This is a genomic window from Pseudomonas sp. C9-3 (assembly GCF_032392015.1).
In the GTDB taxonomy this organism is placed as follows: Bacteria; Pseudomonadota; Gammaproteobacteria; order Pseudomonadales; family Pseudomonadaceae; genus Pseudomonas; species Pseudomonas nitroreducens.
Genome location: NZ_CP135919.1, coordinates 3,565,007 through 3,579,445 on the forward strand (window position 1 = coordinate 3,565,007; position 14,439 = coordinate 3,579,445).

The window sequence follows — 14,439 nt, forward strand, 5'->3', positions numbered from 1 at the left end:
GCGTGCCCCTCAGAGAGCCGGAACTTCGCGCAACAACCACTGCACCAACGCACCGCCGCCATGCCCGGCCGGGTCGGCCTGGTCGCGCAGGCGGTGGCCGGCCACCGAGGGCAGCACGGCCTGTACGTCCTCCGGGATCACGTAGTCGCGCCCGGCCAGCAACGCCCAGGCGCGGGCCGCTGCCAGCAGCGCCAGGCTGCCCCGCGGTGACAGGCCCAGGGCAAAGGCCGGCTGGGTGCGCGTGGCTTCCACCAGGCGCAGCACGTAGTCCACCAGCGCATCGCTGGCGCGTACCGCCAGCACCTCGCCCTGCAGCGCCTGCAGTTCCTGCGGGTCGAGCATCGGCTCCAGGCGCGGCAGCAGGTCGCGGCGAGCTTCGCCCAGCAACAACGCCTTCTCGGCGGCGCGGCCGGGGTAACCCAGGGACAGGCGCATGAGGAAGCGGTCGAGCTGGGATTCGGGCAGCGCAAAGGTGCCGCCCTGGGTCACCGGGTTCTGCGTGGCGATGACGAAGAAGGGTTCGGGCAGCGGCCGGGTTGCGCCCTCGATGGTCACCTGCCCCTCCTCCATCGCCTCGAGCAGCGCGCTCTGGCTCTTGGGGGTGGCGCGGTTGATCTCGTCGGCCAGCACCAGCTCGGAGAAGATCGGCCCGGGATGGAAGACGAACTGCCCGCTGTCCTTGTCGAATACCGAAGTGCCCAGCACGTCGCCGGGCAACAGGTCGGAAGTGAACTGGATACGCTGGAACCCCAGGCCCAGCACACGCGCCAGGGCATGGCTGAGGGTGGTCTTGCCCATGCCGGGCAAGTCTTCGATGAGAAGGTGACCGCGCGCCAGCAGGCAGGTCAGCGCCAGCCTTACCTGAACATCCTTGCCGAGCAGGACTTCGTCAACTGCCTTCAGACAATTCTCCAGCTTGGCGCGCATCCTGACCTCACAATCTAGGAAAACTCCGATCCTACTGGTGTCGCGCCGGGCATCAAAGGCCCCGACACATTTAGTCCGGAAACTGTGATGCAGAGCGCCTCAACGGCCCAGCAGACGCTCCGCCAGCCAACTCGCGGCTGGCCCCAAGCGACGCTGTCGCGACCAGATCACGTCCACCGCCACCCGGCGCGGCCAGCCGGCGACCTTCAGCTCCTGCATACGCCCGCCGGCGAAGCGTCCTACCATCCAGCTGGGTAATTCGATCCAGCCAAAGCCCAGCACCGCCATGTCCAGCAGCAGCAGGTAGTTCGGTGCGCTCCAGCAGCGCCCGCCCAGCATCGGCGCGGCGTCGTCCAGGTAGGTATTCAGGCGCAACGCGCGGTAGGCCAGCAGGTCTTCGCGCTCCACGTGTTCGCGGCCAGCCAGCGGGTGGTCGCGGCTGACGAACAGGCCGAACTCCGCCTGTTCGCTCAAGGTCGCCGAACTGATATCCGGCGCGTAATCCTTTTGAGCGGCAAGCAGCCCCAGGCTGGCGCGCCCCTGAACAACCAGATCGAGCACATCGCTGTCCTCGGCGATCAGCCACTCGAACTCCAGGTCCGGGTAGCGCGCATCGATCTCCGCCAGCCGCGCCTCGAATTCGGCGGACTGATAGGTGTCCGACATCGCCAGGGTCACCCGCGACTCCAGTCCCCCAACGAGCTGATGGGCGAGCTGGCCGAGGCGATCGTTGGCCATCAGCACTTCCTCCACCCGCCCGAGCAGCGCGTGGCCGGCTTCAGTCAATTGCGGCTGGCGGCTGCTGCGGTCGAACAGGGTCAGCCCGAGATCGATTTCCAGTCGCGCGATGGCCTCGCTGACGGTCGACTGGCTCTTGCCCAGCTTGCGCGCGGCGGCGCTGAACGAGCCCTGGCATGCGGCCTCGGCGAAGGCCTGCAGGGATTCGGGGGAATATTGCATCGAGCGACACCTCCACCATCGGTTAAGCCGATGGTATCCAACTTATATCCAGCCGGTCGACCGATGATAATGGCGCCAGACCGACGGAGTCGGCCTGCCACTGCCTTATCTGGAGAAACCCCATGAGCCCGACTAAAACCCTGAAGGAACGGATGTTCCACGCCGGACTTTTCGAACTGCTGGCGGTCGTCATCTGCGCGCCGACCCTGGCCTGGCTGATGGACAAACCCCTGGGCCACATGGGCGCCATGACCCTGATGTTTTCGGCCATCGCCACCGTGTGGAACATGCTCTTCAACGCCGCCTTCGACCGCGCGCAGAACCGCATGGGCTTCAGCCGCACCCTGTCGGTGCGCGTGCTGCACGCCTCGCTGTTCGAACTGGGCCTGATCGTCCTGCTGGTGCCACTGGCCGCCTGGTGGCTGGCGGTGAGCCTGCTGGAGGCATTCATCCTCGACATCGGCCTGGTGCTGTTCTTCCTGCCCTACGCACTGGTGTTCAACTGGGTGTACGACGTGCTGCGGGAGCGCTGGTTCGGCCGGACGACGTCAACCGCTCAAGTCCACGGCTGAGCCCTGTAGGAGCGAGCTTGCTCGCGAACCGCCCAGCTCATGTGCTGCCGGTAGATTTGTTCGCGAGCAAGGACTGGGCGCGCCCCTGGCTCCTACAAAAAGCAAAAACAAGAAAGCCCGCAGCGATGCGGGCTTTTTCATGCCTGGAGAAAGCTTCAGGCCAGGCTGGCAGCGATCTCGGCGAGTGCCTTGGCCGGGTCGGCGGCCTGGCTGATCGGGCGGCCGATCACCAGGTAGTCGGAGCCATTGTCCAGCGCCTGGCGCGGGGTGAGGATGCGGCGCTGGTCGTCCTGGGCGCTGCCGGCCGGGCGGATGCCGGGGGTGACCAGTTGCAGTGCCGGATGCGCAGCTTTCAGCGCCGGCGCTTCCTGGGCGGAGCAGACCAGGCCGTCCATGCCGGCCTTCTGCGCCAGCGCAGCCAGGCGCAGTACCTGCTCCTGGGGCTCGACGTCGAGGCCGATGCCGGCGAGGTCCTCGCGCTCCATGCTGGTCAGCACGGTCACGCCGATCAGCAGCGGTGACGGGCCATTGAAGGCGTCCAGGGTCTCGCGGCAGGCACTCATCATGCGCAGGCCGCCGGAGCAGTGCACGTTGACCATCCACACGCCCATCTCGGCGGCGGCGCGCACGGCCATCGCGGTGGTGTTGGGGATGTCGTGGAACTTCAGGTCGAGGAAGACTTCGAAGCCGCGGCTGTTCAGGGTCTCGACGATACCGGCGGCGCAGCTGGTGAACAGTTCCTTGCCCACCTTCACCCGGCACAGCTTCGGATCGAGCTGGTCAGCCAGCGCCAGCGCGGCTTCGCGGGTGGGGAAATCCAGGGCGACGATGATCGGGGTCTGGCAGGCGGACATGGGCTCTCTCGCGGGTATCGAAAAAATCGGCGCGCATTGTCGCAGAAACGCGCCGACTTCCGTAGCCCGCCCGGCAGGAATGCTCCGTCGCCGACGGCGATCAGGCACTCAACCGCTCGCGCAGGCGGCCGAGCATGCCCAGCAGGCTGCCCACTTTTTCCCGCTCACGTTCCTCGCGCGGCACCTCGGCGATGCGCGCGACCTTCTGCTCCGGCTGGGCGCGCCAGAGCAGCGCCTGCTCGGCGGCGGCCTTCAGGCCCTTCTCGAACAGGCCGCGGCGGATCGGCTTGGGCAGGTAGCGGAAGATCTGCGCCTGGTTGATCAGCGCCAGCAGGTCCTGGGTGTCGCGGAACGGCGTGACGACGATGCTCAGCAGGCGCGGATGAGCCTGGGCCAGGGACTTGAGCAGCGGCGCGGTGTCTTCGCCGGCCAGCTTGAGGTCGCTGACCAGGATATCGATGGGTTCGCTGTTCAGTCGCACGATGGCCTCGGCGAGGTTACGCGCGCGGTGCAGTTGGTGGGTACCGGCGCTGCAGAACTCGCCGACACAGGCCAGGGTCTCGGCATCCTCGTCCAGCAGCAGCACGTTGAGCGGCGCAACGACGCGGCTGATCGCCTTGGTATCGATGGGCTCGGTTGGCGCCTGGCGCTGGGCGATCTCGGCCGCCTGGCGCAGGGTAAAGGCCATTTCCTGCGGGTCCCAGGGCTTGGTCAGGTAGCGGAAGATGCCGCCGCTGTTGAGCGCATCCACCGCGGCGTCGAGGTCCGAGTAACCGGTGAGCAGGATGCGCAGGGTGTCCGGGGCGATTTCCTGGGCCTGGGCGAGCAACTCGGCGCCGGTCATCTGCGGCATGCGCTGGTCGCTGACGAGAATATCGATGTGCTCTTCGCGCAGGCGCTGCAGGGCCTTGTGCGGATCGGTTTCCACCAGCACGTCGTAGTGACGGCGGAACTGCATCGCAAGGCTGCGCAGGATGCGTTCCTCGTCGTCGACGAAGAGGATGCGGACAGGCTGCTGACTCATGTTCAGGCGCTCCGTTTCAGTTCGCTGGCCTGCTGGATCGGCAGGCTGATGAGGAATCGTGTGCCGCGTCCGGGTTCGGATGCCACGCGGATGCGGCCGCCGTGGTCCTGAACGATCTTGTAGCTGATCGACAGGCCCAGGCCCGTGCCCTGCCCCACCGGTTTGGTGGTGAAGAAGGGGTCGAAGATGCGCGCGCGCACCTCCTCGTCCATGCCCTTGCCGTTGTCCTGGACCGAGAGGTGCACATGGGTTTCGTCCGCCCAGGATTTCACCTGGATCAGGCCGAACTTCTCCATGGCCTGGGCGGCGTTGGTCAGCAGGTTGAGCAGCACCTGGTTGATCTGGCTGGCGGCGCAGGCAACCTTGGGCAGCGCGCCCAACTGAGCGGCAACCTCGGCCTTTTCCTTGATGCTGTTGCGGGCGATCAGCAGCGCGCTGCGCACGCAGTCGTTGAGGTCGACCTCTTCGCTGCGGGCGCGGTCCAGGCGGGCGAAGTCCTTCAGGCCGCCGACCAGTTCGCCGATCTGCGCCAGGCCGAAATCGGTGTCGCCGAACAGCTGGTCGAGATCGCCCACCAGTTGTTCCAGCGCCGCTTCTTCGCGGGCCTGTTCGAAGGCAGCGCGGGCGCGGGCCGTTTGCTCGGGGTCACAGGCCGGGTCGTCCAGGCATTCATTGAACAGGGCCTGGGCTTCGGTAAGGCCGAGCAGTGGTACCAACAGCTCGCGCAACAGCGCGACGTTGTTCTTCACATAGCCCAGCGGCGTGTTCAACTCGTGGGCGACGCCGGCGACCATCTGCCCGAGAGAGGCCATCTTCTCCGACTGCACCAGCTGCGCCTGGGATTCGCGCAGGTCCTGCAGCGTCTTGTTGAGCACGCGGTTGCGCTGGGCGACGCGCTGCTCCATGGCTTTCAGCAGATCGAGCACCGTGCCCAGGCCGAGGTAGCGCCCCTGCTCGTCCACCAGGACGAAGTCCTCGGTGATCGGGTAACTCAGTTGGGCGGTGACCTGTTGCGAGGCTTCTTCGAGGCTCAGGTCGGCGCGCACCTTCAATGGCTGCGCATTCATCACATCGCTGGCCGGGCGGCGGCCCCAGAGGTCGCGGCCGAAGCGCTGCATGAAGATGTCCTGCAGGCTGTTGCGGCTGACCAGTCCCAGCGGCAGCCCGGCCTCGTCCACCACGGGCAGCGAGAGGAAGGCGCGGTGCTCGGCATCGAGGAAGCGATCGGCGACATCGCTGATGCTCAACTCCGGGGCCAAGGGCGCTACCTGGCGCAACAGCTCGTGCAGGGCGCGGGTGGTCATCGGCGAATCTCCGGTCGCTGGAATGGGCGCCAGTAGACCAGCGGCAGATTGCCATCCTGTGACAGCCGTCGCGGCTCCGCGAAGCGTCATGCCGCGGTCATCGCCGTGCAACAAGCGCGGGGCCGCGCACCTGAACGAATCGCTGCGCCCCCATTCGAGGCACGCAATATGCCGCGAATGTTCACGAAACGACGCGAAACCACGCTTTGCGACCTGATTTCCGGGCATGGCACGGCCACTGCACGAATCAGCGGGTCGTGATTTTCATCCTCGTTCGGACTTTCTCTTCTCTGACTTTCTCTTCAGGAGACGTCGCATGAGCACGCAACTCAAACCCACCCTCGGTACCCTGCACCTGTGGGGCATCGCCGTGGGCCTGGTGATTTCCGGTGAGTACTTCGGCTGGAGCTATGGCTGGGGCGTGGCCGGCACCCTCGGCTTCCTCGTCACCACACTGCTGGTGGCAACCATGTACACCTGCTTCATCTTCAGCTTCACCGAACTGACCACGGCGATTCCTCACGCCGGCGGGCCCTTCGCCTACAGCCGCCGCGCCTTTGGCGAAAAAGGCGGACTGGTGGCGGGCCTCGCCACGCTGATCGAGTTCGTCTTCGCCCCGCCGGCCATCGCCATGGCCATCGGTGCCTACCTCAACGTGCAGTTCCCCTCGCTCGACCCGAAGCATGCGGCGGTCGGCGCGTACCTGATCTTCATGACCCTGAATATCCTCGGCGTCAGCATCGCGGCGACCTTCGAGCTGATCGTCACCATCCTCGCAGTGGGCGAGTTGCTGGTGTTCATGGGCGTGGTTGCGCCGGGCTTCAGCTTCAGCAACTTCGTGCTCAACGGCTGGGCCGGCTCCGACAGCTTCGGCGGTGCGGCGATCAGCGGCATCTTCGCGGCGATTCCCTTCGCCATCTGGTTCTTCCTCGCCATCGAGGGCGCGGCCATGGCCGCCGAGGAAGCCAAGGACCCGAAACGCACCATTCCCAAGGCCTACGTCAGCGGCATCCTGACCCTGGTGGTGCTGGCCATCGGCGTGATGCTGTTCGCCGGCGGCGCGGGCGACTGGAAGGCCCTGTCGGGCATCAACGACCCACTGCCGCAGGCGATGAAGATGGTGGTCGGCGAGAACTCCGGCTGGCTGCACATGCTGGTGTGGATCGGCCTGTTCGGCCTCGTCGCCAGCTTCCACGGCATCATCCTCGGCTACTCGCGGCAATTCTTCGCCCTGGCACGCGCCGGCTACCTGCCTCGCGGGCTGGCCAAGCTGTCACGCTTCCAGACCCCGCACCGGGCAATCATCGCTGGCGGCCTGGTAGGCATCGCGGCGATCTACAGCGACGGCCTCATCGCCCTGCAGGGCATGAGCCTGACCGCAGCGATGATCACCATGAGCGTGTTCGGCGCCATCGTCATGTACATCATGAGCATGCTCAGCCTGTTCAAGCTGCGCCGCAGCGAGCCGCACCTGGAACGCAGCTTCCGCGCGCCGGGCTTCCCCGTGGTACCGGGCATCGCCCTGGCGCTGGCCGTGCTGTGCCTGGCGGCGATGGTCTGGTTCAACCTGCAGATCGCCGGGATTTTCCTGGCCTTCATGGCGGCGGGCTTCGTCTACTTCCAGCTCACCGCCGCCCATCGCGCCAGCGCCCCGGCGGACGCTATGCTGACGGGAGCCTGATCGCCATCCGTGCCCTGCCTTCGCGGCGGGGCGCGGGATAACCGGGACGCCCGCATGATCTACCAGACCACCATCGGCAACCTGACCTACCGCTTTGCCGACCTGAAGACGCTGCTCGCCAAGGCCGGCCCGGCGCGCTCCGGTGATTCGCTGGCGGGCCTCGCCGCGGACAGCTACGAAGAACGCATGGCGGCGAAGATCGCCCTCGCCGACGTGCCGCTCAAGCGCTTCCTCGACGAAGCGCTGATCCCCTACGAAGCAGACGAAATCACCCGGCTGATCATCGACAGCCACGATGCCGCCGCCTTCGCGCCGATCAGCCACCTGACCGTCGGCGACTTCCGTGACTGGCTGCTGCTGGACAGCACCGACAGCGCCACGCTGGCCGCCACGGCGCGCGGCATCACGCCGGAGATGGCCGCCGCGGTCAGCAAGCTGATGCGCAACCAGGACCTGATCCTGGCGGCGAAGAAGTGCCGCGTGATCACCCGCTTCCGCAACACCATCGGCCTGCCCGGCCACCTTTCGGTGCGCCTGCAGCCCAACCACCCCACGGACGACGTGCGCGGCATCGCCGCCAGCATGCTCGACGGCCTGCTCTACGGCTCCGGCGACGCCGTGGTAGGCATCAATCCGGCCAGCGATTCGCAAGCCACGCTGATGCAGCTGTGGCAGATGATGGACGAGCTGCGCCAGCGCTTCGAGATTCCCCTGCAGAGCTGCGTACTCACCCACGTCACCTCGCAGATCCAGGCCATCGAGGCCGGCGCGCCGATCGACCTGGTGTTCCAGTCCATCGCCGGCACGCAGAAGACCAACGAGAGCTTCGGCATCGACCTCGCCCTGCTGCGCGAGGCCCACGAGGCGGCGCTGTCGCTCAAGCGCGGCACCCTGGGCGACAACGTCATGTACTTCGAGACCGGCCAGGGCAGCGCGCTGTCCGCCGGCGGCCACCACGGCGTCGACCAGCAGACCTGCGAGGCCCGCGCCTACGCCGTGGCCCGCGAGTTCCGCCCGCTGCTGACCAACACCGTGGTCGGCTTCATCGGCCCGGAATACCTCTACGACGGCAAGCAGATCATCCGCGCGGGTCTCGAGGATCACTTCTGCGCCAAGCTGCTCGGCGTGCCCATGGGCTGCGATGTCTGCTACACCAACCACGCCGAGGCCGACCAGGACGACATGGACAACCTGCTGACCCTGCTGGGCGCGGCGGGCATCACCTTCATCATGGGCATCCCCGGCGCCGACGACATCATGCTCAATTACCAGAGCACCTCTTTCCACGACGCCCTCTACCTGCGCAGCACCCTGGGCCTGAAGCGCGCACCGGAGTTCGACGCCTGGCTGGCGAAGATGGCGATCACCGATCCCTCCGGACAACTGCGCCAGATCGGCCGTGGCCACGCGCTGCTGCGCGCCGGCGATCGCTGAGGAGCGATGACCATGGACCTGATCCAGAGCGACCCCTGGGACGAACTGCGTGCACACACCTCGGCACGCATCGCGCTGGGGCGCGTCGGCTCCAGCCTGCCAACCCGCGAAGTGCTCAAGTTCGGCCTGGCCCACGCCCAGGCGCGCGACGCTGTGCATCACCCGCTGGATTTCGAGGCGCTGCAGCAGTCACTGGCGCAGGAGGGTTTTCGCGTGCTCCGCGTTCGCAGCGAAGCGCCGGACCGCCAGACCTACCTGCTGCGCCCGGACCTCGGCCGTGCGCTGCACCCGGACAGCCAGTGGCAGCTCAAGGGTGAGCATGCGGCGGAACTGGCGATCGTGATCGCCGACGGCCTCTCCTCTTTCGCCATCCAGCAGCACGCGCTGCCGCTGCTGACCGCCCTGCGCGAGCGCTTCGTCACTGATTGGCAGCACACGCCCGTGGTGCTCGCCGAGCAGGGCCGCGTGGCCATTGGCGACGGCATCGGCGAGGCGCTGGGGGCGAAGCTTGCGCTGGTGCTGATCGGCGAGCGGCCCGGCCTCAGCTCGCCGGACAGCCTGGGCCTCTACCTCACCTGGCAGCCGCGCGTGGGCCGCATGGACAGCGAACGCAACTGCATCTCCAACGTACGCCCACAGGGTTTGCCCTACGCGCAGGCCGCCCACAAACTCGCCCACCTGCTGCAACAGTCGCTGCGCCTGCGCGTCAGCGGCGTGAAGCTCAAGGATGACAGCGACCTGCCCGAAGCGATCAGTCTGAACCCGCGCGCGCCTGACAAGGTCTGAATCACAGCGTATCGTGATATTCCACTGCCACTGTCGGAGACGGGACCATGCCCTGGTATGCCTGGTTGATCATTGCCCTAGCCCTGGGCTCCATCGTCGGCGCGCTGATGATGCTGCGCGATACGGCGAAAAAGCTCCCGCTCACCCAGGAGCAGCTCAAGCGCATCCACGAGCGCAACGCCGAAATGGACGCCAAGGAAGCCGAGAACAAACGCTGAAAGCCGTCTAACTGACTGACGTTTCAGTCAAAAACTGGCAACAGCGATGGCCAGTGGCAGTCGAAATTGCCTAGACTGCGCCTCCCTGGATGGAGGAAAGAATGCTCAGGAAACTCCTGCCGCTGCTGCCAGTCTTTTTGTTGCTCTGCGGTTTTGCGCTCGGATTCGTCCAGCCAGTGGGGTTGCTGATCGGCGCGTTCTATGTCGCCTGGACTCTCTGCGGCGAGACCCGCCTGCCCCACCTGCTGTGGTGGCTGGTCTGCCTCGTGCTCAGTATTGCCCTCGCCGCGCACCTGTTGCCGGGCACTACCTCGTGGACACTCTGGCCAGTGCGCCAGCTCAGCCCCGATGCTCCCGTCTATGCCCTGCACCTGTCCTGGGACAAGGCCCTGGTCGGTGCGACCCTGCTCGCCTGGTGGCTGCGCCGCGAACCGGTGCCCGAGGAAAAGCGCTCGCCGGACTTCGCCGCCATCGTCATCGTCACCACGCTGTTCGCCGTGCCATTGGTTGCTGTGGCCGGCGGCCTGGTGGTGTGGAACCCGAAATGGCCGCCGGGCTTCTGGCTATGGATGCTGGTCAACATCTGCGTGATCTCGCTGACCGAAGAAGCGTTCTTCCGCGGTCTGGTGCAGAGCGAACTGGTGCGCCGGTTCGGCGCCTTTGCCGGCGTGGCGGTCGCCAGCGTGCTGTTCGGCATGGTGCACTGGCCGATCAACCCGTTGTTCGCCGTCGTCGCCGGTATCGCCGGCCTGGGCTACGGTCTGGCCTTCTACTTCAGCGGCCGCCTGGCTGTGCCGGTGCTGCTGCACGCGGCGGTGAACTGCCTGCACCTGCTGCTGTTCAGTTATCCGTTGCGGATTATCTGAACGACACGGATATATCCCTGTAAGGCGCGTAACCCGGCGCGGGTTATCCGCCGATGCCATGGCGGCGGATAACGCTGGCGCGTTATTCGCCCTACGCGCTAAGCCAGTAGCAGTCATGTGGGAGCGAGCTTGCTCGCAAACCCACCCCGCTGCGGAGTCAGTTCGCGAGCAAGCTCGCTCCTACAAAGAGCCTCAGTCGCGCATCACCAGCAGCAACGCCTGCTCGGCGAGTTCGTCCAGCGTCAGGCTGCCCTCGGGGCGGAACCAGGTGATGGACCAGGACAGCGCCCCGGTGAGGAAGCGCCGCAGAATGAACGGATCGGCTTGAGTGAATCCGGCCACACGCGCCTCTTCCAGCACTTCCAGCCACATCTGCTCGTAGATGTCGCGCAGGCTGAGGATGTAGGCCTGGCCTTCTTCCGACAGCGAGCGCCACTCGTAGACCAGCACTGCCATCGCCTCGCCGGTGCCGCCGGTGATCGACTGCAGCTCGCAGCGGATCAGCGCCAGCAGGCGCTCGCGCAGGGTCGTGGCATCGGCCAGGGCGGCGCGCATCAGGGCGGTGTTGTAGAGGATGGTTTCCTCCATCACCGAGCGCAGGATTTCGTCCTTGCTCTTGAAGTGATGGAAGATGCTGCCGGACTGGATGCCGACCGCGCCGGCCAGGTCGCGCACCGTGGTGCGCTCGTAGCCCTTGCTGCGGAACAGGTGCGCGGCGGTCTGCAGCAACTTGCCACGGGCGCTCTCCGGGTCGGTGATCTGCCCGGTCCCGACCAGCTCCAGCATGACTTCGCGGGCTTTGCGGTCATCCACGCTTTCTCTCCCCATTGGTCCCATCTGGCCACCTTGCTCAGGGCAATTCATCGAATCGCCCCGCAAGTGCTTGTGTTGTCTGACGAAATGTAAGCCCGCGAGTGCCAACCAAGCAAGCGCTTGGCCATCCAATGGTTGGGGTAGCCATCGACCCGGGGCTTTTCAACCAAGCGCTTGCTTGGTAATGTCGACCCATCACTCAGCGTCACGGGCAGAACAATGACTAGAACCGTACGTATCGGCTGCGCCTCCGCCTTCTGGGGCGATACCTCCACCGCCGCCGCTCAACTGGTGCGCGGCGCGCAGCTGGATTACCTGGTGTTCGACTATCTCGCCGAGATCACCATGTCGATCATGGCCGGCGCGCGCCTGAAGAACCCCGAGGCAGGCTACGCCACCGATTTCATCGACGTGATGACGCCGCTGCTGGGCGACATCGCTTCGAAGCAGGTGCGTGTGATCAGCAACGCCGGCGGGGTGAATCCCAGCGCCTGCGCCAACGCCCTGGCCAGCGCCTGCGAGAAGGCCGGTGTGGCGCTGAAGATCGCCGTGGTGCACGGCGACAACCTGCAGCCGCGCCTGGGCGAACTGGCCAAGGCCGGCATCCGCGAGATGTTCAGCGATGCACCGATGCCGCCGATGTGCGTGTCGGTCAACGCCTACCTCGGCGCTCCCGGCATCGTCCAGGCGCTGGAGTCCGGCGCCGACATCGTCATCACCGGTCGCGTGGTGGACAGCGCGGTAGTCAGCGCCGCGCTGGTCCACGAATTCGGCTGGGCCTGGAACGACTACGACAAGCTGGCCCAGGCCGCGCTCGCCGGGCACATCATCGAATGCGGCGCGCAGTGCACCGGCGGCAACTTCACCGACTGGGAAAGCGTGCCGGACTACGAGCACATCGGCTTTCCCATCGTCGAAGTGCAGGCCGGCGGCGAATTCGTCGTCACCAAGCCGAAGGGTACCGGCGGGCTGGTCACGCCGCTGTCGGTGGGCGAGCAGATGCTCTACGAGATCGGCGACCCGCGCGCCTACCTGCTGCCCGACGTGATCTGCGATTTCACCCAGGTCCAGCTGGCCCAGGTTGGCGAGAACCGCGTGGCCCTCAGCGGCGCACGTGGCCTGCCGCCGACCGGGCAGTACAAGGTCAGCGCCACTTACCCGGACGGCTTCCGTTGTACCGCCAGTTGCCTGATCGCCGGTATCGACGCGGTGAAGAAGGCCGAGCGGGTCAGTCAGGCGATCATCGCCAAGACCGAGGAAATCCTCATGGAACGCGGCTGGGGGCCGTACCGCGAGGTCAGCATCGAACTGCTCGGCAGCGAAGCCACCTACGGCCCGCACGGGCGCCGCGAGGACAGCCGCGAAATCGTGGTGAAGCTCGCCGTACGCCACAGCCGCAAGGAAGCCCTGGTGTTGTTCTCCCGCGAGATCGCCCAGGCCGCCACCGGCATGGCGCCGGGCCTGACCGGCATCGTCGGCGGCCGCCCGACCGTGTACCCGGTGATCCGCCTGTTCTCCTTCCTGATCGACAAGAACGCCTGTGAGTTGACCGTGGAGATCGACGGCGAGCGCCAGCCAGTCGCCCTGCCCGCCATCGACCACTTCGACCCGGCCGCGCTGGCCGACGACATTGCCGTGCCGGCCGCCGAAGGCCCGGCGCAGGCCAGCGTGCCCCTGGTGAAGCTGGCCGTGGCGCGCTCCGGCGACAAGGGCAACCACAGCAACATCGGCGTGATGGCGCGCCGGCCCGAATACCTGCCGTGGATCGCCGAGGCGCTGAGCGAAGGCGCCGTAGCCGAATGGATGCAGCACGTGCTCGACCCGCAGCTGGGCCGCGTCAGCCGCTGGCACCTGCCGGGCAGCCACAGCCTGAACTTCCTGCTGGAGAACGCCCTGGGCGGCGGCGGCGTGGCGAGCCTGCGCATCGACCCGCAGGGCAAGGCTTTCGCCCAGCAGCTGCTGGAATTCCCGGTGGCGGTGCCGCAAGCCATCGCCGATCAATTCCTACAAAGAACAGAAACGTAGGGCGCATAACGCCAGCAGCGTTATCCGCCAATCGCAAACGGCGGATGAAGCGTTCCGCTTCATCCGCCCTACGGGATACCTCGGAGTCAGAACAACAATGAGCTACGACTCGATCTTCAAACCCGGCCTGTTCGATGGCCAGACCATCATCGTCACCGGCGGCGGCAGCGGTATCGGTCGCTGCACCGCCCATGAGCTGGCGGCCCTCGGCGCCCACGTGGTGCTGGTCGGGCGCAAGGCCGAGAAGCTGGAAAAGACCGCCGGCGAGATCATCGAGGACGGCGGCAGCGCCAGCTGGCACAGCTGCGACATCCGCGACGAGGAAGCGGTCAAGGCGCTGGTCGCTCAGGTCATCGCCGAGCGCGGGCCGATCCATCACCTGGTCAACAACGCCGGCGGCCAGTACCCCGCGCCGCTCGCCTCGATCAACCTGAAGGGCTTCGAGGCCGTGGTGCGCACCAACCTCGTCGGCGGCTTCCTGATGGCCCGCGAAGTCTTCAACCAGAGCCTGAGCAAGACCGGCGGCAGCATCGTCAACATGCTCGCCGACATGTGGGGCGGCATGCCCGGCATGGGCCACTCCGGCGCCGCCCGTGCGGGCATGGAGAACTTCACCAAGACCGCCGCTATCGAGTGGGGCCACGCCGGCGTGCGGGTCAACGCCGTGGCGCCGGGCTGGGTCGCCTCCAGCGGCATGGATACCTACGAGGGCGCATTCAAGGCAGTGATCCCGACCCTGCGCGAGCACGTACCGCTCAAGCGCATCGGCACCGAATCGGAAGTGGCCGCGGCCATCGTCTTCCTGCTCTCCCCCGGCGCGGCCTTCATCAGCGGCAACACCATCCGCATCGATGGCGCCGCCAGCCAGGGCAGCCGCGCCTTCCCGCTGTCCAAGGTGAAGTCGGGGCAAAGCCGTTCCTACAACGGTTTCCACCGCGCCTATCTTCCCGATGTGCTGAAGGATCAGGAGTAAGC

14 protein-coding genes are annotated in these 14,439 nt (G+C 66.5%); 8 read left to right on the forward strand and 6 right to left on the reverse strand.

Annotated features, from left to right (window positions below):
- Positions 1-9 precede the first annotated feature (9 nt).
- Both RS899_RS16085 and RS899_RS16090 read right to left on the reverse strand, forming a co-directional pair.
- A complete protein-coding gene (locus tag RS899_RS16085) occupies positions 10-927 on the reverse strand; it encodes an AAA family ATPase (protein ID WP_315807561.1) in 918 nt (305 codons plus the stop codon).
- A 99-nt stretch (positions 928-1,026) separates the two neighbouring features.
- Positions 1,027-1,887 (reverse strand): LysR family transcriptional regulator, encoded by an 861-nt coding sequence (locus RS899_RS16090; RefSeq protein WP_233297960.1) that lies wholly within the window; start codon positions 1,885-1,887, stop codon positions 1,027-1,029.
- A gap of 122 nt (positions 1,888-2,009) precedes the next feature.
- Between RS899_RS16090 and RS899_RS16095 the strand changes: the two genes are divergently transcribed.
- The gene (locus RS899_RS16095; RefSeq protein ID WP_315807562.1) at positions 2,010-2,459 is read left to right on the forward strand and encodes a multidrug/biocide efflux PACE transporter; all 450 of its coding nucleotides are present in this window, start codon (positions 2,010-2,012) and stop codon (positions 2,457-2,459) included.
- A 155-nt stretch (positions 2,460-2,614) separates the two neighbouring features.
- Here the strand turns inward: RS899_RS16095 and pyrF are convergent, their stop codons facing one another.
- From pyrF to RS899_RS16110, 3 genes are all read right to left on the reverse strand, one after another.
- Positions 2,615-3,313 carry an orotidine-5'-phosphate decarboxylase gene (pyrF, locus tag RS899_RS16100; RefSeq protein WP_024764511.1) on the reverse strand — a complete coding sequence of 233 codons (699 nt, stop codon included), beginning with the start codon at positions 3,311-3,313 and terminating at the stop codon, positions 2,615-2,617.
- Positions 3,314-3,413: 100 nt separating this feature from the next.
- Complete coding sequence (locus RS899_RS16105; protein WP_315807563.1) at positions 3,414-4,337, reverse strand: response regulator; 924 nt, start codon at positions 4,335-4,337, stop codon at positions 3,414-3,416.
- Between the two features lie 2 nt (positions 4,338-4,339).
- The gene (locus tag RS899_RS16110; protein WP_315807564.1) at positions 4,340-5,641 is read right to left on the reverse strand and encodes a sensor histidine kinase; all 1,302 of its coding nucleotides are present in this window, start codon (positions 5,639-5,641) and stop codon (positions 4,340-4,342) included.
- A gap of 316 nt (positions 5,642-5,957) precedes the next feature.
- Here RS899_RS16110 and eat point away from each other — a divergent pair, with 316 nt between their 5' ends.
- The 5 genes from eat (at position 5,958) to RS899_RS16135 (ending at position 10,626) form a co-directional block, all read left to right on the forward strand.
- Positions 5,958-7,322: an ethanolamine permease gene (eat, locus tag RS899_RS16115; protein ID WP_024764509.1), complete on the forward strand. Its 1,365-nt coding sequence runs from the start codon at positions 5,958-5,960 to the stop codon at positions 7,320-7,322.
- A 54-nt stretch (positions 7,323-7,376) separates the two neighbouring features.
- On the forward strand, positions 7,377-8,756 hold the full coding sequence (locus RS899_RS16120; protein ID WP_315807565.1) for an ethanolamine ammonia-lyase subunit EutB: 1,380 nt from the start codon (positions 7,377-7,379) through the stop codon (positions 8,754-8,756).
- Between the two features lie 6 nt (positions 8,757-8,762).
- On the forward strand, positions 8,763-9,542 hold the full coding sequence (gene eutC, locus RS899_RS16125; protein ID WP_315807566.1) for an ethanolamine ammonia-lyase subunit EutC: 780 nt from the start codon (positions 8,763-8,765) through the stop codon (positions 9,540-9,542).
- A gap of 47 nt (positions 9,543-9,589) precedes the next feature.
- Complete coding sequence (locus RS899_RS16130) at positions 9,590-9,760, forward strand: DUF2897 family protein (protein ID WP_315807567.1); 171 nt, start codon at positions 9,590-9,592, stop codon at positions 9,758-9,760.
- Between the two features lie 101 nt (positions 9,761-9,861).
- Positions 9,862-10,626: a CPBP family intramembrane glutamic endopeptidase gene (locus tag RS899_RS16135; RefSeq protein ID WP_315807568.1), complete on the forward strand. Its 765-nt coding sequence runs from the start codon at positions 9,862-9,864 to the stop codon at positions 10,624-10,626.
- Between the two features lie 192 nt (positions 10,627-10,818).
- Here RS899_RS16135 and RS899_RS16140 read toward each other — a convergent pair whose 3' ends face one another.
- Complete coding sequence (locus RS899_RS16140) at positions 10,819-11,439, reverse strand: TetR/AcrR family transcriptional regulator (RefSeq protein WP_205896244.1); 621 nt, start codon at positions 11,437-11,439, stop codon at positions 10,819-10,821.
- A 219-nt stretch (positions 11,440-11,658) separates the two neighbouring features.
- On the opposite strand from RS899_RS16140, the gene RS899_RS16145 reads away from it, so the two are divergent.
- On the forward strand, positions 11,659-13,464 hold the full coding sequence (locus tag RS899_RS16145; RefSeq protein WP_315807569.1) for an acyclic terpene utilization AtuA family protein: 1,806 nt from the start codon (positions 11,659-11,661) through the stop codon (positions 13,462-13,464).
- A gap of 97 nt (positions 13,465-13,561) precedes the next feature.
- A complete protein-coding gene (locus tag RS899_RS16150; RefSeq protein ID WP_315807570.1) occupies positions 13,562-14,437 on the forward strand; it encodes an SDR family oxidoreductase in 876 nt (291 codons plus the stop codon).
- Positions 14,438-14,439: the final 2 nt, after the last annotated feature.